Annotated in this window: 20 protein-coding genes; 10 read left to right on the top strand and 10 right to left on the bottom strand. The window is 68.6% G+C overall.

The genetic code is table 11. From position 1 onward, the window contains the following. Positions 1-226 precede the first annotated feature (226 nt). Both ASF22_RS17035 and ASF22_RS24555 read right to left on the bottom strand, forming a co-directional pair. Positions 227-1,039, bottom strand: a complete 813-nt coding sequence (locus tag ASF22_RS17035) for a hypothetical protein (RefSeq protein ID WP_200927156.1) — start codon at positions 1,037-1,039, stop codon at positions 227-229. A 38-nt stretch (positions 1,040-1,077) separates the two neighbouring features. Next, positions 1,078-1,248: a hypothetical protein gene (locus tag ASF22_RS24555; protein ID WP_200927154.1), complete on the bottom strand. Its 171-nt coding sequence runs from the start codon at positions 1,246-1,248 to the stop codon at positions 1,078-1,080. Between the two features lie 522 nt (positions 1,249-1,770). Between ASF22_RS24555 and ASF22_RS17025 the strand changes: the two genes are divergently transcribed. Next, complete coding sequence (locus tag ASF22_RS17025; RefSeq protein WP_056176304.1) at positions 1,771-2,046, top strand: hypothetical protein; 276 nt, start codon at positions 1,771-1,773, stop codon at positions 2,044-2,046. Between the two features lie 49 nt (positions 2,047-2,095). Then, positions 2,096-3,052 carry a glutathione synthase gene (gshB, locus tag ASF22_RS17020; protein WP_056266552.1) on the top strand — a complete coding sequence of 319 codons (957 nt, stop codon included), beginning with the start codon at positions 2,096-2,098 and terminating at the stop codon, positions 3,050-3,052. 3 nt (positions 3,053-3,055) lie between these two features. Here gshB and ASF22_RS17015 read toward each other — a convergent pair whose 3' ends face one another. Continuing rightward, positions 3,056-4,600 (bottom strand): sodium:proton antiporter, encoded by a 1,545-nt coding sequence (locus ASF22_RS17015; protein ID WP_056266549.1) that lies wholly within the window; start codon positions 4,598-4,600, stop codon positions 3,056-3,058. Between the two features lie 68 nt (positions 4,601-4,668). Further along, the gene (locus ASF22_RS17010) at positions 4,669-5,178 is read right to left on the bottom strand and encodes an OsmC family protein (RefSeq protein WP_056266546.1); all 510 of its coding nucleotides are present in this window, start codon (positions 5,176-5,178) and stop codon (positions 4,669-4,671) included. Positions 5,179-5,426: 248 nt separating this feature from the next. Between ASF22_RS17010 and ASF22_RS17005 the strand changes: the two genes are divergently transcribed. Together ASF22_RS17005 and grpE are read left to right on the top strand one after the other, a co-directional pair. Continuing rightward, positions 5,427-8,216, top strand: coding sequence for a [protein-PII] uridylyltransferase (locus tag ASF22_RS17005; RefSeq protein ID WP_056176316.1), 2,790 nt, complete (start codon positions 5,427-5,429; stop codon positions 8,214-8,216). 110 nt (positions 8,217-8,326) lie between these two features. Next, complete coding sequence (gene grpE / locus ASF22_RS17000) at positions 8,327-8,911, top strand: nucleotide exchange factor GrpE (protein WP_056176319.1); 585 nt, start codon at positions 8,327-8,329, stop codon at positions 8,909-8,911. A 79-nt stretch (positions 8,912-8,990) separates the two neighbouring features. Here the strand turns inward: grpE and ASF22_RS16995 are convergent, their stop codons facing one another. The 6 genes from ASF22_RS16995 to ASF22_RS16970 all read right to left on the bottom strand — a co-directional run bounded on the left by ASF22_RS16995 (position 8,991) and on the right by ASF22_RS16970 (position 13,812). Beyond that, positions 8,991-9,950, bottom strand: a complete 960-nt coding sequence (locus ASF22_RS16995) for a hypothetical protein (protein ID WP_056266544.1) — start codon at positions 9,948-9,950, stop codon at positions 8,991-8,993. Between the two features lie 104 nt (positions 9,951-10,054). After that, positions 10,055-10,738, bottom strand: coding sequence for an alpha-ketoglutarate-dependent dioxygenase AlkB (locus tag ASF22_RS16990; RefSeq protein ID WP_056266542.1), 684 nt, complete (start codon positions 10,736-10,738; stop codon positions 10,055-10,057). Beyond that, complete coding sequence (locus tag ASF22_RS16985; RefSeq protein ID WP_056176327.1) at positions 10,738-11,376, bottom strand: 2,3-bisphosphoglycerate-dependent phosphoglycerate mutase; 639 nt, start codon at positions 11,374-11,376, stop codon at positions 10,738-10,740. Before ASF22_RS16985 ends, ASF22_RS16990 begins: the two co-directional genes overlap by 1 nt. Before the next feature lie 105 nt (positions 11,377-11,481). After that, positions 11,482-12,279, bottom strand: a complete 798-nt coding sequence (dapB, locus tag ASF22_RS16980; protein ID WP_056266539.1) for a 4-hydroxy-tetrahydrodipicolinate reductase — start codon at positions 12,277-12,279, stop codon at positions 11,482-11,484. Between the two features lie 111 nt (positions 12,280-12,390). Further along, positions 12,391-13,074: a MarC family protein gene (locus ASF22_RS16975; RefSeq protein ID WP_056176332.1), complete on the bottom strand. Its 684-nt coding sequence runs from the start codon at positions 13,072-13,074 to the stop codon at positions 12,391-12,393. A 3-nt stretch (positions 13,075-13,077) separates the two neighbouring features. Continuing rightward, on the bottom strand, positions 13,078-13,812 hold the full coding sequence (locus tag ASF22_RS16970; RefSeq protein ID WP_056176335.1) for a methyltransferase domain-containing protein: 735 nt from the start codon (positions 13,810-13,812) through the stop codon (positions 13,078-13,080). A 239-nt stretch (positions 13,813-14,051) separates the two neighbouring features. Here ASF22_RS16970 and gloB point away from each other — a divergent pair, with 239 nt between their 5' ends. The 6 genes from gloB (at position 14,052) to ASF22_RS16940 (ending at position 22,336) form a co-directional block, all read left to right on the top strand. Beyond that, positions 14,052-14,831, top strand: coding sequence for a hydroxyacylglutathione hydrolase (gene gloB, locus ASF22_RS16965; RefSeq protein ID WP_056266536.1), 780 nt, complete (start codon positions 14,052-14,054; stop codon positions 14,829-14,831). Between the two features lie 272 nt (positions 14,832-15,103). Beyond that, positions 15,104-15,709 carry a TetR family transcriptional regulator gene (locus tag ASF22_RS16960; RefSeq protein WP_244472908.1) on the top strand — a complete coding sequence of 202 codons (606 nt, stop codon included), beginning with the start codon at positions 15,104-15,106 and terminating at the stop codon, positions 15,707-15,709. A 315-nt stretch (positions 15,710-16,024) separates the two neighbouring features. Further along, the gene (mdh, locus tag ASF22_RS16955; RefSeq protein WP_056176341.1) at positions 16,025-16,987 is read left to right on the top strand and encodes a malate dehydrogenase; all 963 of its coding nucleotides are present in this window, start codon (positions 16,025-16,027) and stop codon (positions 16,985-16,987) included. A 103-nt stretch (positions 16,988-17,090) separates the two neighbouring features. After that, positions 17,091-18,287, top strand: a complete 1,197-nt coding sequence (sucC, locus tag ASF22_RS16950) for an ADP-forming succinate--CoA ligase subunit beta (RefSeq protein ID WP_056176342.1) — start codon at positions 17,091-17,093, stop codon at positions 18,285-18,287. An 8-nt stretch (positions 18,288-18,295) separates the two neighbouring features. After that, complete coding sequence (gene sucD, locus ASF22_RS16945; protein WP_056176345.1) at positions 18,296-19,180, top strand: succinate--CoA ligase subunit alpha; 885 nt, start codon at positions 18,296-18,298, stop codon at positions 19,178-19,180. A 183-nt stretch (positions 19,181-19,363) separates the two neighbouring features. Continuing rightward, positions 19,364-22,336: a 2-oxoglutarate dehydrogenase E1 component gene (locus ASF22_RS16940; RefSeq protein WP_056266531.1), complete on the top strand. Its 2,973-nt coding sequence runs from the start codon at positions 19,364-19,366 to the stop codon at positions 22,334-22,336. Positions 22,337-22,395 lie beyond the last annotated feature (59 nt).

Here is a 22,395-nt window from a genome sequence, read left to right as displayed (position 1 = left end):
CGTCAGCCACGCGAGCGCACGCCACCATCTCCCTGCGTCCGGCGCTCCGGCGTGCGGCGAACCTCGCCCGAGACCGTCAATGCCGCCCAACGGTTCGGCAGGTTGCAAACGCCCCATACTGTCCTCCCCGCCCAGGGATCGTGGAGAATCCGACTTGGACGCGTGTTCGGATCCGGATCGGTCTGGCCGAGGCGTCGCACCGGACGACGCACCTTCGACTCGGTCCTCAGTTCTTGACGACGAGGGGCCTCGGGGCGGGGGCAGCGTCTATCGCACGCTCCTCCCAGCCGCCGCAGCTTTCCTCCGTCGCCGGTGGGACCAGGGGCACGAGGAGGGGACGACGCTCCTCCAGGGCCCGCAGGATCCGCTCGACGAGGGCCGCCTCCGGCGAGGGAACGGCGACGAGGAGGTGTTCGAGGGCGTAGCGGTAGCGCGCGATCCGCAGGTCCGTCTCCGTCCGGACCCAGGCGACGAGGCAGCGGTTCTCGGCCACCCGCATGGCAGCCTGGCGCACGTCGCGGTCGTCCAGGGATTTGGCGAAGGGCAGGCTACGCAGACGGAGGGCGTCGGCCTGGTTCACCCGCGCGGCGATGGCGGCGAAGACCGGCAGCAGGCGCGCATCGATGCCGATATCCTCCGACAGACGGTGATAGCGCGATACGGGCGAGCGGAACGGACCATCCATGAGGGTGGCGTAGTACGCCGCCGGGTCGTCCGGGCGCCAGGATCGCGGCAGCACGCGGCTGCGGGTCAGGTTGGCGAGGGCGTCCGTGAAGGCATCGTGCCCCGCCGCCGGCATCAGGAGGCGCCAGACCCGGTCGCGCAGGGTGATCTCATCATCCGTGAAGGGAAAGGCCGAGGCCGGCTCCCCGCGCTCGCGCGCGGCCAGGGTGCCGGTGGTCTCGATCAGGCTGTTCCAGGCTCCCGGCTTCGGGCGACCGAAATCGCCTTGTTGGGCGCAGCCGGTGACGATCACGAGGATCGCCGTGATCGTCGCGATGCGACGGGAGAGAGGATCGGCCGCCATCGCCATCGCCATCGTCGGGTCCGGTCGCCGGGGACTCGCGAGGCCGCGCCTCAGGAGCGCCGACGCAGGCGGGGGGCCGGAGTCTCGGGTCCGATCGGGGTGCTGGCCTCGGTCATGCGCTCGTAGCGAATACCGGTGAACAGTAGAATCGCCCCGCGCGGGTCCTGCGCCGCGTCGGCGCTGCGCCGGAAGCGGCGGCGTCCGTCACGCGGGAAGGTCACGACGGTGGCCGTCGGACGCTCGGGACCCCCCGTATAAGATGACCTGTCGAAGTTCATCGGCTGCGATCCCGTCCCGTTGCTCTTGCGCGCCACGGGCTCCCCGTGCCGTCTCGACCGAAGGAGGAGACACCCTGCGGGGTCGTCCGATCGGCGTTCTCGTGGGCCGAGATCATCACGGGGTGGTTAACGGATTGTTGCCAAGGCGGGGGCGAGAGCGGTCGAACGGCTCGACCGACGCCGCCTTTCCATCACGGGCGTCCGGTGTGGCTTGGATGCCGCATGGCTTGGAAATTGGGTGGCGCATGGCTTGCATGAGCCTTGCCGCCCATGGCGGGCAATCCCTCCCTTGAACTCGGCCCCGCTTGCTCGCGCGAGCGGGGTTTTTTGTCCGGGCCATCAACTGCGGCCGTCCGACCATGTCGCGAGGCACGGGAACAAGCGTGGGCTTTCGCGCGCTTGCTAAGCGCCGGGGCGGCCCGATATGCCCCTTTCAATCTTTCCCCGAACGAAGGACACCGCAGGATGCGTGTGGTTACGTCACGACCCTTGAGCCTCTCGACGGCCCTGAAGATCGCGCCGCTCGCCCTGATGGTACTGGCGGCCGGTCCGGCCCAGGCCCAGCGCGAGGATCAGGGATTGCAGCTCGGCTGCGCGAACGACTATTTCCGCCTCTGCGCCGGTGTCGATCCCAACAGCAAGGACGCAGAGACCTGCATGGATCGCAACCGCGCCCGCCTGTCGCCCGAGTGCAAGGCTGCCATCGGCGACTACGACAAGCGCACCGGCGGCAAGAAGTAGCGTCCGGGGGCGGCTCTCCACCCTTTTCGAGATCCGGAGTTCGAGAGCCATGGCCCTGACCGTCGCGGTCCAGATGGATTCCATCCTGGCAATTCGTATCGCTGGTGACACCACCTTCGCCCTGCTGCTCGAAGCGCAGGCGCGAGGGCACCGGCTCCTGCACTACACACCCGACCGGCTGTCGCTCCAGGGCGGTCGGGTGACCGCGCGGGTGGAAACCCTGACGGTGCAGGACGTCGAGGGTGCGCACGCCACCCTTGGTGTCCCCGAGCGCATGGACCTGTCGGAGGTGGACGTGGTGCTCATGCGCCAGGACCCGCCCTTCGACATGGCCTACATTACCGCGACCCACATGCTGGAGCGGCTGCCGGCCTCGACCCTGGTGGTGAACAACCCGGCCGAAGTGCGCAACGCGCCCGAAAAGCTGTTCGTCCTCGATTTTCCCGCCCTGATGCCGCCGACCCTCATCACCCGCGACAAGGCGGAGATCGAGGCGTTCCGGGCCGAGCACGGCGCCATCGTGATGAAGCCGCTCCATGGCCACGGCGGCGCGGCGGTGTTCCGGGTGCTGCCGGAGGACGCGAATTTCGGCTCGATGTTCGATCTGTTTTCGGTGACGTTCCGCGAACAATGGGTGGTGCAGCGCTTCCTGCCGCGCATCACCGAGGGGGACAAGCGCATCATCCTCGTCGACGGCGAACCCCTGGGCGCCATCAACCGGGTGCCAGCCCTCAACGACATCCGCTCCAACATGGTGCGGGGCGGGGCAGCGGCGGCCTCCGACCTGACACCGCGTGAACTGGAGATCTGCGCCGCCATCGGTCCCGAGTTGCGGCGGCGCGGCCTGATCCTCGTCGGCATCGACGTGATCGACGGCAACCTCACCGAGATCAACGTCACGTCTCCCACCGGCATCCGGGCGATCAAGCGCCTGGGCGGCCCCGATCTGGCGGTGTCCGTGTGGGACGCCATCGAAGCCCGCGTGAGCACGGTGCTCTCCGCCTGAACCTCACCGCTCGGCGCGCGGCGTCGCGTTGAGCTCGGCCCAGTCGAACTCCTCCTCCAGGACGTAATAGGCGTCGTCGCCGATCTCGCCCGAGCGGCGCAGGGCGAGCACCCGGTCGCGGGCGGCCTCGATGGTACTGCGCCGTGCGGCGTCGGCCGGCAGGGTCTCGGAGGCGAACCCGTCCTCTTGCCTGCCGGCCTGGTCGAGGGCCGCGCGGAACTCCTCCCGCAGGGCGTCCACATGGGCGCCGGTCTCGCCCTCGAGGCTGTGGAGCGCCGCGCCGTAGGCCTGGGTGCGGCCGTACCCGATCTCGCGGCCCACCGGATCGTCGTCCTTGAGGCCGAGGCGTCCCAGCAGCGGGCGCAGGGTCAGGCCCTGGACCGTGAGGGTGCCGATGATGACGCAGAAGGCCGTGAGCACGATGAGGTCGCGGTAGGGAAACCCCGGATCACCCTCGGGAAGCGCCAGCGCCGTCGCGATGGTGACGATACCGCGCATGCCGGCCCAGGCCACCGCCGTCGCGGCGCCCGGGCCGCGGTCATCACTGGTTTCGCCCTCGGCCCCCAATCGTGAAAAGTGGTTGGCCGACAGCACCCAGACGATGCGGACCACCACCACGGTGAGGAACACCGCCCCGCCCACGAGCGCGTAGGAGATCTGCTGCTCCCGGGGCAGGCGCTCGAGGATCGGGCCGATCTGCAGGCCGATGAGCACGAAGGCGAGCACGTTGAGGACGAACACCGCCGTGTCCCACACGGCGTAGGAGACGATGCGGGTGCGCGGCGGCGTGCGCCCGGCCGTGAGGCGCGCCGCCGTGATGGCGAAGGTGACTACGGTCAGCACCCCCGACAGGTGGATGTGCTCGGCCCCGATCCAGATGCCGAAGGCGGCGACGAATTGCAGGACGATGACGCTCGGCGCGTCGGTGACCGGCCGCATGGCCCGGGTGTAGGCGTAGGCCAGGATCGGGCCGACGACGACGCTGCCGAGGATGCCGATGAGGAAGGCCGGGCCGATCTCGGCGATGGAGAATGTCCCGGTGACGGCCGCGGTGACGCCGAGGCGGTAGATCAGCAGGGAGCCGGCGTCGTTGAGCAGGCTCTCGCCGCGCAGGATCGTGGTGAGGCGGTGCGGCAGTTCGACGTGGCGCAGCACCGACAGCGCCGCCACGGCATCGGGCGGGGCGACGATGGCGCCGAGCACGATGGCGGCCGCGATGGGCATGTCGGGAAGGAGGAGCTTCGCCACGAACGCCACGGCCAGCGTCGAGGCCACCACGGCGCCGAGCGCCAGGCCGGCGATGGGGCGCCAATGGGTGCGCAGATCCCGGAGCGAGGTGGCGTAGCCGGCGTCCAGCAGGACGGGGGCGAGGAACAGGGCGAGCGCCAGTTCCGGGTCGAGGACGAGGTTCGGTACCGCCGGGATGAAGGCCAGGGCGATGCCGCCGAGCGCCAGGAACACCGGATACGGCGCGCCCACGCGCCGGGCGAGGGCGGCCAACAGGACGGCGCCGAACAGGACGCCGACGATCCACTCGAAAATCATCATGTGAAGGGGAGATAGGGCCGGCGCGCCCGAAACGCAGATCTCCCCTTCGCAGATCTCCCCTTCGAAACTCAGCCCCGCGTGTTCGAGACGGACAGGTCCGGCTTGTGGTTCAGGGTCTGGAACACGACGCAGTAGCGCTCCGTCAGCTTCAGGAGCTGGTCGAGTTTGTCCTGGGGCGCGTCGGTGTCGAGGGCGAAGCTCAGGCGGATCGCCCGGAAGCCCACGGGGGCTCCCTTGTCGACGCCGAGTGTCCCGCGGAAGTCGAGATCGCCCTCGGCGCTCACGGTGCCGGCGCGCAGCTCAATCTCCAGGACGGTCGCCACCGCCTTGAGGGTGACGCCCGCGCAGGCGACGAGGGCCTCCAGCAGCATGTCGCCCGAGCAGAGTTCGGCGCCGGACCCCCCCGTGGCCGGGTGCAGGCCGGCCACCGCCAGCGCGCGTCCGGTCTCGACCTTGCAGGCGATGGATGTGTCGTCGAGGCTGCCCCGGGCGCGCAGGGTCACCAAAGCGGAGTCGGCGTCGGTGCGGTACTGATCCTTCAGCGGAGCCTGGAGCGAGCGCAGGGCCGACGAGTCCATGGGCGTTTCCTCGTGTGTTTTTTGGGTGTTGGTCCCGAACCTAACGCCTTCGTGCGATGGCGGCCAGATCGAGGGAACGCGCGGCTCCGCACGCGGCGATCGGCGCGGTTTGGCCGCGCATTCGCCCGATGGGACCCGGTTTCCGGCTCGGAACAGCCCCGCGCCCGATGCTGGGCGATCCCGCGCCCCACGCCCGGCCTCCGCGAGGCCCCTGGCGCCGATCGGCCAACGTGCTAACGGGGTTGACTATGTTCGACGCCGTTGCCGCCCTCGCCGATGTTCTCGAGACGCTCGACCGCGACGCCCGGGAGGCGACGCGGCTGCGGGCCGTCCTCGTGCCCGAATTGCGGCGCGTGATGGACCTCGGGCGCGCCGATGCCGAGGCCCGCCTCATCGAGGAGCGCGACGGCCTCGCCTGTGCCCAGCGCCTGAGCAACCTCACGGACGCGGTGATCCGCGCAATCCACGACGCCGTGGTCTGGCGGCTTTATCCGAACGACAACCCCTCGACGGGCGAGCAGCTCGCGGTGGTGGCCACGGGCGGCTACGGCCGGGGTACCATGGCGCCGGGCTCCGACATCGATCTCCTGTTCCTGCTGCCCTACAAGCAGACGGCCTGGTCCGAGAGCGTCGTCGAGGCGATGCTCTACGTGTTGTGGGACCTCAAATTGAAGGTCGGCCACGCCACGCGCTCGGTGGAGGAGTGCCTGCGCGAGGGCCGCGCCGACATGACCATCCGCACTTCGTTGCTGGAGGCGCGGTTCCTGTTCGGCACCCGGGGGCTCTACGAGGAACTCGTGACCCGGTTCGATACCGAACTCGTGATGTGGACGGCGCCCGAATTCGTCGAGGCGAAGCTGCGCGAGCGCGACGCGCGGGTCACCAAGGCGGGCGCCTCGCGCTACCTCGTCGAGCCCAACGTCAAGGACGGCAAGGGCGGCCTACGCGACCTCAACACCCTGTTCTGGATCGCGAAATACACCTACCGGGTTCGCGATCAGAGCGAGCTCGTGCCCGCCGGGCTGTTCACCCCGGAGGAGTACCGGGTGTTCGAGCGCTGCGAGGAATTGCTGTGGCGCGTGCGCTGCCACATGCACTTCATCACCGGCCGCTCGGAGGAACGCCTGTCGTTCGGATTGCAGCCGAAGGTCGCCGAGCGCTTCGGCTACGAGCCACGCGGCGGCCTGTCCGGCGTCGAGCGCTTCATGAAGGCCTATTTCCTGATCGCCAAGGATGTGGGCGACCTCACCGCCATCGTGTGCGCCGCTCTCGAGGCGCGCCACGCCAAGCGCACGCCGGTCCTCGACCGCTGGATCGGACGTTTCCGCGACCGCTTCCGTGCCACCGCCATCGAGGCGGAGGATTTCGTGGACGACAACGGCCGCATCAACCTGCGCGACGCCGATGCCTTCGTGAAGGATCCGGTGAACCTGATCCGGCTGTTCTGGCTCGCCGACCGCCACAACCTGCCGATCCACCCGGATGCGACCCGTGCGGCCAACCGGAGCTTGCGTCTCATCGGCCATTCCCTGCGGGCCGACGAGGAGGCCAACCGGCTGTTCCTCGACATCCTGACTTCGAAGAATTCGCCCGAGACCATCCTGCGGTTGATGAACGAGGCCGGCGTGCTCGGCCGCTTCATCCCGGATTTCGGCCGCATCGTCGCGATGATGCAGTTCAACATGTACCACCACTTCACCGTGGACGAGCACCTGCTGCGCGCCCTCGGCGTCCTCACCGCCATCGAATCCGGCCGCACGGAAGAGGACCATCCGCTGGCCTCGCGCCTGATCGACTCGATCTCCAACCGGCGGGCCTTGTTCGTGGCCGTCCTCCTGCACGACATCGCCAAGGGCCGCCCGGAGGACCATTCCATTGCGGGTGCGGCCATCGCCGAGAAGCTCGGGCCGCGCTTCGGGTTGAAGCCCGCCGAGACCGAGACGGTGGCTTGGCTGGTGGAGCATCACCTGCTCATGTCCATGACGGCCCAGAGCCGCGACCTCTCGGACCCGAAGACCATCGAGAAGTTCGCCGGGATCGTGCAGACCCTGGAGCGGCTGAAGCTCCTGATGATCCTGACCGTGGCCGACATCCGTGCCGTGGGGCCGGGCGTGTGGACCGCGTGGAAGGGCACCCTGCTGCGTACCCTCTACGACGAGACCGAGGTGGTGCTTTCCGGCGGCCATTCCGAGATCGCCCGCACGGACCGGGTCCGCATGATCCAGATGGGTCTGCGCGAGCAGCTCGCCGACTGGGGGTCCGAGGCCTTCGATGCCTATGCGGGCCGCCACAACCAGGCCTACTGGCTCAAGGTCGATGCGACGCGCCAGTTCAAGCATGCGGGTTTCCTCGAGACCCTGATGGAGGAAGGCCGAACCGTCGCCACCGCGGACGAGACCGACCCCGTGCGCGGCATCACCGAGCTGACGATCTACTCGCCCGACCATCCGCGGCTGCTGGCCATCGTCACCGGGGCCTGCGCGGCGCTGGGCGGCAACATCGTCGATGCACAGATCTTCACCACCACGGACGGCTTCGCCCTCGATTCGATCCTGCTGTCGCGGGCGTTCGAGCGGGATGAGGACGAGTTGCGCCGGGCCAAGCGCATCACGACGGCCATCGAGCGGGCGCTGCGTGGCGAGATCCGCATCGCCGACCTCGTCGCCGACCGGCATCCCCCGGACAAGCGTACGCCGACGTTCCTGGTGCCACCGGACATGTCCATCGACAATGCCCTGTCGAGCCGCGAGACGGTCATTGAGATCACCGGCCTCGATCGGCCGGGCCTGCTCTACGAACTGACAGCGGCGCTGGGGCGGCTGAGCCTCAACATCACCTCGGCCCATGTGGCGACCTTCGGCGAGCGCGCCGTGGACGTGTTCTACGTCACCGACCTCACCGGCACGCGGGTGACCCAGCCCGATCGGCAGGTGGCGATCCGCTCCGCCGTGATGGAGGTGTTCGCCAGCGACGTCGCCGCCATGCGGGCCGAGGGTCTCGACGCCCTCCTCGAATCCCCGCCGCCGCGCGAAGCGTAAGGCCTGGGCCCGGGAACGGGATCCCCCGCACGCTGCACGGTTGATTTCGTGGCGCGCGCGCCTGATATCAGCGCCAATCCCCGGCAACCCCGATCCGACGAAAAGTGACGATGGCGAACGACATGGAGAACGACCCCACGGTCGAGACCACGCAGACCGAAGCGACGCCGGAGGGCGCCCCTGAGGCTGCGGCGCTGGCCACCCTCGTGGCCGAGCGCGACGAGTTCAAGGACCGCGTCCTTCGGACGCTCGCCGAGATGGAGAATCTGCGCCGGCGGACCGAGCGCGAGGTCGCCGATGCACGGACCTACGCCGTCACCAATTTCGCGCGCGACATGCTCAACGCCGCCGACAACATCCGGCGTGCCCTGGAGAGCGTGCCCGAGGCCGAGCGCACCGGGGCCACCGGTGCGTTCAAGGCGCTCCTCGATGGGATCGAACTGACCGAGCGCGACCTCGGCAAGACCCTGGAGCGTCACGGCGTGAAGAGCATCGATCCGAAGGGACAGCGCTTCGACCCGAACCGCCATCAGGCCATGTTCGAGGTTCCCGACGCCGAGGTGCCGAGCGGCACCGTGGTTCAGGTGATGCAGTCCGGCTACGTGATCGGCGACCGCACCCTGCGCCCGGCCCTGGTCGGCGTCGCCAAGGGAGGTCCGAAGCCCGTCGCCGCCAACCCGGCCGACGCGGCCTGACACGCGCCTCACGACGGGGCTCGACCGACAGGGCGACGGTGCCGAGGGCGCCGTCGCCTTTTTTACGACCCTCGAACGCCTACTTGATCTGCACGCTGTCGACGACTTCGCGGAAGCGGGCGAGGACGCCCTCGCGGTGGTCGGCCCGCACCACGCCGACGGCCCGGAGATACCCGTCCGGGGCGAAGCGGATGGTCTGCGAGACCACCACGGGGATGCCGGACGGCGTATCCGTGGCCCGCGCCACGATCTCGTGCCAATCGACGCCCTTCTGACGGTAGCTCTGCGACCGCTCGACGATGAAGTCCTTCATGGTCTGGTTGGAGGCCAGGGCCGTGCGGGCGAAGGCCTCGCGCTGCTCGGCCTGGGGCGGGGGCTGCACGGCCTGGGCGAGGACCAGGATCGGCTGTTCCAGGGCGGCCATCTGGTCCTTGGGGCCCTGGGTCATCAGCACGGAATTGCCGGCGAGCACCCGCACGGGCCGAAATCCCGCCGGGTCGCCGATCCGGAACGGCAGGGCTGCGACCTGCTGGTCCAGGGTGAGTTCGGGGCGGATTCGGACGCCCGTGAGCATCGACACCATGCTCTCGTCGGTCTCGGCGTCCGGTGTGGTCTGGGCGATGATGATGCCCGTCACCGTGGGATCGCCGACGAGCAGCATCCACTTCTTGATCGCCGGTCCGGTGCTCGGGTCGGCCGCCGGCTGCTCGCCGGTGAACAGCACCGCATCGACGTCGCCCGCGACCTTGATCGCCTGGCGGTTGGACACGATGAAGCCCTGCTGCTTCAGGTTCGCGTCGGTGAAGCTCTGTTCCAGTTCCGCGAAGGCGTTGGGCGGCAACTCGACCACCGAAACCGTGGCACCGCCCTCCACCCGCTCGAAGCCGGAGAACCGCTTCGAGGACACCATGTCCGGCGGTGGCTCGAAGCCGAAACGTGAACTCGCGGGGAAGATCGGATCGGCTGCCAGGCCCGCCTGCGTCAGGCCGAGGAGGAGGGCCAGGATCGTGGCCGGACGGGCGAGGCTACGCAGACGCATCGAGCTGTTTCTCCGCGGGGTGCCCGGTCTCGTCGCGCCGGGCATTCTGTCGTCCGTAAACCGGACCGATCAATCCCGATGGGTCGGCCCCAGTCCTGTCCGTGTCAAGCCGTCGGCGCATCTCCGGGCCGCGTCACGCGGCGCAAGGTGAGATTGCATCGCCCGTCCTGAGGGAGGAAGCCCGGGCCGGGTTCGGCGGAGTCCAGGAGATCCGGCGCGTGCGGCAGGATGCGGTCGATGCCGTGGTGGATGAGACGTGCGGCCCCGCCCATGATCAGGGCGTCGCCCGCGTGCAGGCGGACCGAGCGCGTCGGGTCGCTCCGGTTCGGGCCGCCGTAGCGGAACAGGGCGGAGGCACCCAGCGACAGGGACAGGACCGGCGCGTCGAGGGCCGCCTCGTCGCGGTCCTGATGCAGGCCTATGCGCGCGTCGGCGTCGTAGACGTTGACGAGGCACGCCTCGGGCGGGGCCGGATAACCCGACAGGTCGTCCCAGGCGCGCAAAGCGAGGTCCGGGATCGCCGGCCACGGTTTGCCCGTTTCGGGATGGTGGGCCTGATAGCGGTATCCGGACCGGTCCGAGACCCAGCCGAGGGCGCCGCAATTGCTCATGGTCACGGAGAAGGGCCGGCCGGTGCGCGGCATCCGGGGCCGGTAGGGGGGAGCGTCCGCGAGGCGGGCGGCGAGGTCCGCCGCCAGCCGGCTCCGCGCCGGTCCGTCGAGGTAGCCGGGGTAGTGGATCAGTCCCGGCAGGAGTTCGACGGGCCGGAGCTCCGCCGGCAGCCCCATCACTCGTCGTGGTCGATGTCGCGTTCCAGCACCGACTTGCTCTCCACCGTGGTGTCGGCCTTGAGCTGGTAGACCAGCGGAATGCCCGTGGCGATCTCGAGGCTGGCGATGGTCTTGGTGGTCAGGCCGTCGAGCACCATCACGAGGGCGCGCAGGGAGTTGCCGTGGGCCGCCACCAGAACGCGTTCACCGGCCATGACGCGGGGCAGGATGGTCTGGATGTAGTACGGCAGCACGCGGGCTGCGGTGTCCTTCAGGCTCTCGCCGCCGGGCGGCGGGATGTCGTAGGAGCGGCGCCACTGGTGCACCTGGGCGTCGCCCCAGCGCTCGCGGGCGTCGTCCTTGTTCAGGCCCGACAGGTCGCCGTAATCCCGTTCGTTGAGGGCCTCGGCGCGGATCGTCTCCACGTCGGGCTGGCCCATCTCCTCCAGCATCAGTGCGCAGGTGCGCTGGGCGCGGCGCAGGTTGGAGGTGAAGGCGACATCGAACCGGTGGCCCTGCTGCCCGAGCCAGCGCCCGGCCGTGCGCGCTTCGGAGATGCCGAGCTCCGTCAGCTCCGGATCGCGCCAGCCCGTGAACAGCTTCTTGAGGTTCCATTCGCTCTGGCCGTGGCGAGCGAGGACAAGCAGGCGCTCCATCGCGGATCGATCCCCTGAATCTGATTCTCTTGCAGCGCAGCATCGGGCTGGGCCGGGCGGTGTGTGCGCGCCACAAGCTGAACGCGCAATGACGACGGGGCCTTATCAGAGCCCGAGGACGTCGGCCATGCCATAGAGGCCCGGCGGCCGGTCGAAGGCCCATTGCGCTGCACGCACTGCGCCGCGGGCGAAGATCGCCCGATCCTCGGCGTGGTGGCTCAGGGTCAGGCGCTCGCCCGCGCCAGCGAAGACGACGCTGTGGTCGCCCACGACCGTGCCGCCGCGCAGGGTCGCGAAGCCGATGTCGCCCGGCCGGCGGGCCCCCGTATGCCCGTCCCGGGTCGAGATACGCGTGTCGGCCAGCGCCACCCCGCGTCCCTCCGCCGCCGCCTCGCCCAGCAACAGGGCGGTGCCGGAGGGCGCGTCGACCTTCATGCGATGATGCATCTCGACGATCTCGATGTCGAATTCCTCGCCCAAGGCCGCGGCGACCTTGCGCACGAGGCCGGCGAGGAGGTTGACGCCGAGGGACATGTTGCCCGACCTCACGATGCGGGCATGGTGGGCCGCCGCCGCGAGCTTGGCGAGATCCGCCTCCTCCATGCCGGTGGTGCCGACCACGTGGACGATTCGGGCCTGCGCGGCGAGTTCGGCGAAAAAGGTGGTGGCGGTGGGCGTCGTGAAGTCGAGAACACCCTCGGCGGCGGCGAAGACCGGCAGGGGATCGTCGGTGACGGCGACGCCGAGGGGCGCCAGACCGGCGAGCACCCCGGCATCCTGGCCGAGCACAGGGGCACCCTCGCGTTCGATGGCCCCCGAGAGGGTGCAGTCCTCGGCTTCCGCCACCGCGCGGATCAGCATCCGCCCCATGCGCCCACCGGCGCCGACCACCACGAGCCGCATCCCCGTGTCCTTCCCGAACGATTGGAGCCCTGCGGTACAGCCTCGGGCCAGACCTGCCAAGGCGCCCAGACCTGCCAAGGCGAAGGCCGCCGGGGCGGGCCGGCCTCGGCCTCAGCGGGGCGGCAACAGAGGCCCCAGCACGTCCGTGACGCCGTTCACGGTGATCTGCGTGCCCACGCAGAGAAGCAGGAAGGCGAAGAGCCGCCCGAGTACCCGAGCGCCGACGGGGCCGATCAGCGTCACCACCCGGTCGGCCGAGCCGTAGACGAACCGTACGATCACCGCGATGGCGAGGGCGGCGAGCGACATGCCGAGATAGAAGCCGATGCGGTCCGGCCCCGCCTCCGGACGATTGGAACCCAATGCGATGGCCACCGCGATGGTGCCGGGGCCGGTGGTGAACGGCAGGGTGAGGGGAAAGAACGCGAGTTCGGCGAGGTTGTCGGGCGTGCTGCCCTTCGCCTCGGCGTGCTTGCGGGCTTCGCGCGCCTCCGGAGCCGTCAGCAGGGTCCAGGCCGAAGCCGCCACCACGAGGCCGCCGGCAATGCGGAGTGCTGCCAGGGAGACTCCGAAGAAGTTGAGGATCGGCGCGCCTGCCCAGAGCGCCGAGAGCATGATCAGCGCCGCGTAGAACCCGATGCGCTTCGAGAGTTCCACCCGGTCGGCATGGGAGTTCTGTGCAGTGACCTGGGCGAAGATCAGCGCCGACCCAATGGGGTTCACGATGGAGAACAGGCTCGACAGGGCCAGCACGAAGCTCTGCAGCGTCGCCTCGGGAGCGAAGATGGACAGCATGGATCAACCGGGGGAGGGGGCCGGCACCAGGGCGCGGGCCGGGGCGAGGCGGGTCGCCCGCCGGACCCGCCGGACGGCGACGGGTCGATACAGCTGCTTGGTCGCGTCCACCACGTGCAGGCCGGCAAAGGGCAGCGACAGGCCAGTGCCGAGGCGCTCCCAGGCCCCGGCCGTGCGCAGCCAGACGCGGCTCTGCACCGGCGGCATGTACAGGGCCTCCGCCCAACCTTCGGGGGAGAACTGCGTCGTTCGCATCAGCCGCGCGAGCTGCGAGCGGCTGTAGGGTTGGCCATGGCCGAAGGGCGTCGCGTCGCGCCGGGCCCAGACACCGCGGCGGTTGGGGACCACCAGGATCATCCGCCCCCCCGGCGTCAGGACCCGCCAGACGTCCTGGAGCAACTCGGTGGGACTCTCGACGGATTCGAGGGCGTGAACCAGGATCACCCGGTCGACGGCGGCTTCGGGCAGGGGCATCATCGTCGGGTCGGCCAGTGCCGAGCACGAGCGCCCGCTGCCGGGCCAGTTCACCACGCCTTGGGTCGCCGGCATGAAGGCGAGCGTCCGCTCGGCGATGACGTGGACGGGCCCGAGATAGGGCGTGGCGTAGCCGAGCCCGAGCACCCGCAGGCCCGAGACCGAGCCGAGAAAGCCATGGATCGCGCGGGCGACGATGCGGTGCGTCACCCCGCCTAAGGGGCTGGCGTAGAAGGCGCGCAGGTCGGTGACGTCGAGGCGCATGAGCGAGGGTCCGGCGCGGCCGGTGTGCTTGATTTGAGGGAACGGCAGCGCGCACCCGCATCAATGGGGTCCTGAGGCGACTCCGGCAACCCCGCCAAGCTCAATCCGCCAAGCTCAATCCGGCAAGCTGAATGCGCCGGGCCCGATCCGCGAAGGCCGGCCGGGCATCCCGGCCGGAACCGGACCGCACCCGGCCCGGTTCCCCGCCGACATCGGACACCTAAGCCGAGGACAATGCCATGCCCGCTCCCCGACCGGACATCCGGACCTTCCTGTGCCGCAGCGACAACATCGGCGTGCTCCTGCATGACCCCGAGACGGGCGCCTGTGCAGCCATCGACGTGCCGGAGGCAGGCCCCGTGCTCGCCGCTCTCGATGAGGCGGGCTGGACCCTGACCGACATCCTCGTGACCCACCGGCACGCGGATCACATCGAGGGGATCGCCGAGGTGAAGCGGCGCACGGGCGCCCGGGTGACGGCTCCGGCCAAGGCAGGCGCAGCCGTGCCGGAGGTGGACGTCGCCGTATCCGAGGGCGATGTGGTGCGGGTCGGGGCGCTGTCGGCCGAGGTCTGGGAGACGCCCGGGCATTGCGCCGACCACGTCACGTACTGGTTCGAGGCGGCCGGCCTGGTGTTCGCCGGCGATACCCTGTTCACCCTGGGCTGCGGCCGGGTGATGGAGGCGGAGCCCAGCGTCCTGTGGCGCTCGCTCGCTCGCTTCGCCCGCCTGCCCGATGACACGCAGGTCTACAGCGGGCACGATTATGTCCTGTCCAACGCCGGATTCGCGCGGGCCGTCGATCCCGACAACGCGAAGCTGACGGCGCGGATGGAGGAGGCCGAACGTGCCAAAGCCGAAGGCCGCTTCCTGATTCCCACAACCCTGGGAGAGGAGCGGGCGACCAACCCGTTCCTGCGGGCAGGAGAGCCCGCCTTGGCCCATGCGGTCGATCTTGCACCCGGAACCGAGCCCGTACACGTCTTTACTGCATTGAGGGCCTGGAAGAATAAGTTCTGACCCGTTAAAGGGCTTGGCCAGTGTCTCGCACCTGCGAGACATCGGGGCTCGCGAATGTGCACGTCGTGGTGAGCGACGCTGGCGATTTGGTGAGGGGCCCCCGCTCCCTCTCGAACCGTGGTCGGTGTTCCCGAACGATGCAGCCTCCCGGCCCGCCCTTCGTGTTTGGGAAAGGTCTTGCCGCAGGCGACGCTCTCGAGGACGGGCTCCTCGACGACGTGCCCCGGAAGCCATCCTCCGATCGCTCCTCGGCCAGCCGAGCCGGTCGCTCCGTGCCGCGTACGGCACCGATCGCCGTCGATGCGCGCCTCCTGGCTGTCGCCACCGAGCACCTGCGCCGCCTCGGTCCGAAGCGGGTGACGGTGGTGGCCGTGGCGGCGGAGGCCGGGATGACCCATGCCAACGTCTACCGCTACTTCCCCTCGAAGGACGCGCTGCTCGACGCCGTCGCGGGCCGCTGGCTGCGCGACGTCGAGGCGGAACTCGCCCGCATCGCCGACGCGCCCGATCCCGCCGACGACAAGATCGAGCGGCTGCTCTCCGCACTGGCCTCGGCCCAGCGCCTGACCCTGGCCAACGAGCCGAACCTGTTCTCCGTCCATCTCGATGCGGCTGTCGGCGCGCGCCCCATCGCCCGGCGCCATCGGGTTCGTCTGCGCGGGCTCGTGGAGCGGGTGGTGGAGGAAGGCATGGCCACGGGTGCCTTCGTGGCACGGGATCGGGAGCGGGCCATCGCCTACATCTTCGACGCGAGCTACCGCTTCACCCATCCCCTGGCGATCCAACACGATGCGGATCTGCCGGCCGACCTGATCGAGGCGCGTCTCGGCGCCGTGATTCTCGCCATTCAGCGGGTCCTTCGAACGGGTGCGCTCTGAGCCTCCGTGACAGAACGTTTTTCCTGTCACCGAAGGAATCTTCCCGCACGGTGCGGGACTTCGAGCTCCTAACGCCTTCGAACATCTGTGTTTTCGCCGATGCTCCCGAACTGCATTGTCGGGAACGTGTGGCCCGAACCGTGCAATGCCGATCCAGCATCGGTTGAAGCTCTGGGCCTTTTCCGCCACACACCGCCGCAGCGCACAGAACCCACACGAAGGCTTGGCGGTGCGATCCTGCCGCCGCAGGTCGGACCCCGTCACACAAGCGGAACACCGCCCACTTATCCCGATCACCGGAGGCTCGTTTTACCCATGGCACGCAGCAAGATCGCGCTCATCGGCGCCGGACAGATCGGTGGCACCCTCGCGCATCTGGCCGGGTTGAAGGAACTCGGCGACGTCGTCCTGTTCGACATCGTCGACGGCGTGCCTCAGGGCAAGGCCCTCGACATCGCCGAATCCGCCCCCGTCGACGGCTTCGATGCGGCCTACTCGGGCGCCAGCGATTATGCCGGCATCGCCGGGGCCGACGTGGTGATCGTCACCGCCGGCGTACCGCGTAAGCCCGGCATGAGCCGCGACGACCTCATCGGCATCAATCTCAAGGTGATGGAAGCCGTCGGCAACGGCATCAAGCAGCACGCGCCCGACGCCTTCGTGATCTGCATCACCAATCCCCTGGATGCCATGGTGTGGGCGCTCCAGAAGTTCTCGGGCCTTCCGACCCACAAGGTCGTGGGCATGGCCGGCGTTCTCGACTCCGCCCGCTTCCGCCACTTCCTCGCCGACGAATTCAAGGTCTCCGTCGAGGACGTCACCGCCTTCGTGCTCGGAGGACATGGCGACGACATGGTGCCGCTGGTGCGCTACTCCACCGTCGCCGGCGTGCCGCTGACCGACCTGGTCAAGCTCGGCTGGACGACCCAGGAGAAGCTCGACGCCATGGTCGAGCGCACCCGCAAGGGCGGCGGCGAGATCGTCAACCTGCTGAAGACCGGCTCGGCTTTCTACGCGCCCGCCGCGTCCGCCATCGCCATGGCCGAGAGCTACCTGCGCGACAAGCGCCGTGTCCTGCCCTGCGCCGCCTATCTCAACGGCGAGTACGGCATCAACGGCATGTATGTCGGCGTCCCCATCGTCATCGGCGCGAACGGCGTCGAGCGCATCCTCGAAGTTACGTTCAACGACGACGAGAAGGCGATGTTCGATAAGTCGGTCGGGGCCGTGAAGGGCCTCATCGAGGCGTGCAAGGGCATCAATCCGGCGCTCGCCTAACAACGCATAAGATTCGGCGGCGGGTCGTGCGATCGGCCCGCTCAAGCCGAGCTATAAGGAAACCGGGAGGCCCGGTCCGGCCGGGACGAGGGAGGAGTTTGGCATGAACATCCACGAATACCAGGCCAAAGCGGTTCTCAAGGAGTTCGGCCTGCCCGTCTCGCGCGGCGTGCCGATCTTCAAGGCCGAAGAGGCCGAGGCGGCGGCACGCGAACTCGGCGGCCCGGTCTGGGTGGTGAAATCGCAGATCCACGCGGGTGGCCGCGGCAAGGGCTCGTTCAAGGGAGCGCCAGCCGGCGCCAAGGGTGGCGTGCGCGTCACCAAGTCCCTCGACGAGGTGAAGCAGTTCGCGGGCGAGATGCTCGGCCAGACCCTGGTCACGATCCAGACCGGAGAGGCCGGCAAGCAGGTCAATCGCCTCTACATCGAGGAGGGCGCCCAGATCGAGGCGGAGTTCTACCTCTCGATGCTGGTGGACCGCGAGACCGGCAAGGTCGCGTTCGTCGTCTCCACCGAGGGCGGCATGGACATCGAGACGGTGGCGCACGACACGCCGGAGAAGATCGTCACCTTCTCGGTCGATCCGGCCACCGGCGTGATGCCCCACCACGGCCGCCTCGTCGCCAAGACGCTCGGCCTGTCCGGGACCCAGGCCAAGGAAGCGGGCGACCTCACCACCAAGCTCTACGAGGCGTTCACCGCCAAGGACATGAGCATGCTGGAGATCAACCCCCTGGTGCTCACCGGCGACGGCCATCTCAAGTGCCTCGACGCCAAGATCTCCTTCGATTCGAACGCCCTCTACCGCCACCCCGACATTGTTGCGCTGCGCGATGAGACCGAGGAGGACGCCAAGGAGATCGAAGCCTCCAAGTACGATCTCGCCTACATCGCCCTCGACGGCACCATCGGCTGCATGGTCAACGGCGCCGGCCTCGCCATGGCGACCCTCGACATCATCAAGCTCTACGGCGAGGAGCCGGCGAACTTCCTCGATGTCGGCGGCGGCGCGAGTGAAGAAAAGGTCACGGCGGCGTTCAAGATCATCACCGCCGATCCGCAGGTGAAGGGCATCCTCGTCAACATCTTCGGCGGGATCATGAAGTGCGACGTGATCGCCAACGGCGTGATCGCGGCGGTGAAGGCGGTCGGCCTCGAAGTGCCCCTGGTGGTGCGCCTGGAAGGCACCAACGTCGAGAAGGGCAAGGAGATCATCCGGAATTCCGGCCTCAACGTGATCCCGGCCGACGACCTGGATGATGCCGCGCAGAAGATCGTCGCCGCCGTGAAGAAGGGCTGAGAGTACCCATGTCCATCCTGATCGACGCGAACACCAAGGTCATCTGCCAGGGCTTCACCGGCAAGAACGGGACCTTCCATTCCGAGCAGGCCATCGCCTACGGCACCAAGATGGTCGGCGGCACCAGCCCCGGTAAGGGCGGCTCGAAGCACCTCAACCTGCCGGTCTTCGACACGGTGGCGGAGGCGCGCGAGGCCACCGGCGCCGACGCCTCGGTCGTCTACGTGCCGCCGCCTGGCGCGGCCGACGCGATCTGCGAGGCGATCCAGGCCGAGATCCCGCTCATCGTCTGCATCACGGAAGGAATTCCCGTGCTCGACATGGTCCGCGTCAAGCGCGCCCTGGAAGGCTCGAAGTCCCGCCTCGTCGGCCCGAATTGCCCCGGTATCGTCACCGCCGGCGAATGCAAGATCGGCATCATGCCGGCCAACATCTTCAAGCCGGGTTCGGTGGGGATCGTCTCCCGCTCGGGCACGCTGACTTACGAGGCGGTGTTCCAGACCACCAACGCGGGGCTGGGCCAGACCACGGCCGTGGGCATCGGCGGCGACCCGGTGAAGGGCACGGAGTTCATCTCCATGCTCGAACTGTTCCTCGCCGACGACAGGACCGAGTCCATCGTGATGATCGGCGAGATCGGCGGCTCGGCGGAGGAGGAAGCGGCGCAATTCATCGCCGACGAGGCCAAGCGCGGCCGTAGGAAGCCCATGGTCGGCTTCATCGCCGGCCGCACGGCGCCCCCGGGCCGCCGCATGGGCCATGCGGGCGCGATCATCTCGGGTGGCAAGGGCGGCGCCGAGGACAAGATCGCCGCCATGGAGGCGGCCGGCATCCGGGTTTCGCCCTCGCCGGCCCGCCTTGGCAGCACCCTCGTCGAAGTCCTCAAGGGCTGACGCTTGCGGTGCGCGGGCCTGTGTTGCGCCGCATTCAGGCTCGGGCACCCATATGAGATCCGACGGGCGCGGCTCACCCTGCGTCCGACTTTCCAAATCCGATCCCCGGCGCCCGGCGCCGGATCGGGCGGCGGTCGCCCCGGATGGGGTGGCCTTGAGCCAAGCGGTAGGATGACCTGAACGATGGCACGCCAGGACGCGCTCGAAACCTCGTTCCTCTACGGCGGTAACGCCGCCTACATCGAGGAACTGCAGGCCGCTCATGCCCGCGATCCGAATTCGGTGGATCCCGCGTGGCAGGACTTCTTCCGCTCCCTCAACGAGGACAAGGGCGCCGCCGAGAAGAATGCCGCCGGCGCCTCGTGGCAAAAGCCGAACTGGCCGGTTCACGCCAACGGCGAGATCGTCTCGGCCCTCGACGGCAACTGGTCCACCGTCGAGAAGGCGATGGGCGATAAGATTCGCGCCAAGAGCGACACCGCCAAGGAGCCCGTCAAGGGCGTCGTCGTCGCCTCCGCTCCCGGCATCTCGGTCGAGCAGGCGACCAAGGATTCGGTCCGCGCGATCATGCTGATCCGCGCCTACCGCATGCGCGGCCACCTGCATGCGAAGCTCGACCCCCTCGGTCTCGCCCCACGCGGCGACCACGAGGAACTGCACCCGCAGCATTACGGCTTCGAGGAGAAGGACTGGGACCGTCCGATCTTCCTCGACAACGTGCTCGGCCTCGAATTCTCGACGGTTCGCGAGATCGTCGAGATCCTCGAGCGCACCTACTGCCAGACGCTTGGCGTCGAGTTCATGCACATCTCCAATCCGGAGGAGAAGGCCTGGATTCAGGAGCGCATCGAGGGCAAGGGCAAGGAGATCACCTTCACCCCCGAGGGCAAGCGCGCGATCCTCAACAAGCTCATCGAGGCCGAAGGCTTCGAGAAGTTCCTCGACTTGAAGTACACCGGTACCAAGCGCTTCGGCCTCGACGGCTCCGAGGCCATGATCCCTGCGCTGGAGCAGATCATCAAGCGCGGCGGGGCGCTCGGCGCCCACGAGATCGTGCTGGGCATGGCCCATCGCGGCCGCCTCAACGTGCTCTCCAACGTGATGGCCAAGCCCTTCCGGGCGATCTTCAACGAGTTCAAGGGCGGCTCCGCCAATCCGGCCGAGGTCGAGGGCTCAGGCGATGTGAAGTACCATCTCGGTGCATCCTCGGACCGCGCCTTCGACGGCAACAACGTCCACCTGTCGCTCACCGCCAACCCGTCCCACCTCGAGATCGTCGATCCGGTGGTGCTCGGGAAGGTCCGCGCCAAGCAGGACCAGCGCGCCAACCCGCATGTCCACCGCACCAGCGTCGTTCCGCTGCTCATCCACGGCGACGCCGCCTTCGCCGGACAGGGTGTGGTCGCCGAGTGCCTGGGCCTGTCGGGCCTGAAGGGGCACCGTACGGGTGGGTCGATCCACTTCATCATCAACAACCAGATCGGCTTCACCACCGATCCGCGCTTCTCGCGGTCTTCGCCCTATCCGTCGGATGTCGCGAAGATGGTCGAGGCCCCGATCTTCCACTGCAACGGCGACGACCCCGAAGCCGTGACGTTCGCGGCCAAGATCGCCATCGAGTACCGGCAGAAGTTCGGCAAGCCCGTCGTCATCGACATGCTGTGCTATCGGCGCTTCGGCCACAACGAGGGCGACGAGCCGGCCTTCACCCAGCCGAAGATGTACCAGCGCATCCGCAAGCACCCGACGGCGCTGGAGACCTACGGCAAGAAGCTCGTCGCCGAGGGCGTCCTGTCCCAGGAGCAGCTCGACGGTCGCAAGGCGGAGTTCCGCGCGATCCTCGACGGTGAGCTCGAAGTCGCCAGCAACTACAAGGCCAACAAGGCCGATTGGCTCGATGGACGCTGGTCCGGCTTCAAGGCCGTGCGTGAGGATGTCGACGATCCGCGCCGGGGCAAGACCGGTGTGCCGACGGAGATCCTGCGCGAGATCGCCCAGCGCATCACCACGCCGCCACCCGGCTTCCACCTCCACCGCACCATCCAGCGTTTCTTCGACAACCGCGCCAAGGCGGTGGAGACCGGTCAAGGCATCGATTGGGCGACCGCGGAGGCACTCGCCTTCGGATCGCTGCTTTTGGAGGGCCACCGGGTCCGCCTCTCGGGCCAGGATGTCGAGCGCGGCACCTTCTCTCAGCGCCACGCCGTGGTGATCGATCAGGAGAACGAGCAGCGCTACACGTCGCTCAACTCCATCCGCGAGGGGCAGGCCAGCCTCGAAGTGATCAACTCGATGCTGTCCGAAGAGGCGGTGCTCGGCTTCGAGTACGGCTACTCGGCGGCCGAGCCCAATGCCCTGGTGCTGTGGGAAGCGCAGTTCGGCGACTTCGCCAACGGTGCGCAGGTGGTCATCGACCAGTTCATTTCGAGCGGCGAGCGCAAGTGGCTGCGCATGTCCGGCCTGACCCTGCTGCTGCCGCACGGCTACGAGGGCCAGGGGCCGGAGCATTCCTCGGCGCGTCTGGAACGCTTCCTGCAGATGTGCGCCGAGGACAACATGCAGGTGGCCAACTGCACCACGCCGTCGAACTACTTCCACATCCTGCGGCGCCAGCTCAATCGCGAGTTCCGCAAGCCGCTGATCCTGATGACGCCGAAATCGCTCCTGCGTCACAAGCGGGCCGTGTCCGGCATCGACATGATGGCGGAGGGATCGAGCTTCCACCGCGTGCTGTGGGACGATGCCGAGCGCGAGGACGACGCCACCAAGCTCGTCAAGGACGACAAGATCCGTCGTGTCGTTCTGTGCTCGGGCAAGGTCTATTACGACCTCTACGACGAGCGCGAGAAGCGCGGCTTGAACGACGTCTACATCCTGCGGGTCGAGCAACTCTATCCGTTCCCCCTCAAGGCGTTGGCCGGCGAGATGTCCCGGTTCCGCAATGCCGAGGTGGTGTGGTGCCAGGAGGAGCCCAAGAACATGGGCCCCTGGGCCTTCGTCGAGCCCTACCTCGAATGGGTGCTCGGCCAGGCCCAGTCCTCGGTGAAGCGCGCGCGCTACGTCGGTCGGCCTGCTTCGGCCTCCACGGCGGTGGGCCTGCTTTCGAAGCATCAGGCGCAGCTCCAAGCCTTCCTCAACGAGGCGCTGGCGGTCTGACGCCGGTCCCTCGCAGCCCTTCCTGATCTGAGGGCGCCCGCCAACGGCGCCGTGACACC

The organism is Methylobacterium sp. Leaf87 (genome assembly GCF_001422775.1).
Classification (GTDB): Bacteria; Pseudomonadota; Alphaproteobacteria; order Rhizobiales; family Beijerinckiaceae; genus Methylobacterium.
Note: the sequence above shows the minus strand (reverse complement) of the source record. Positions and strands in the feature narration are given on the sequence as shown.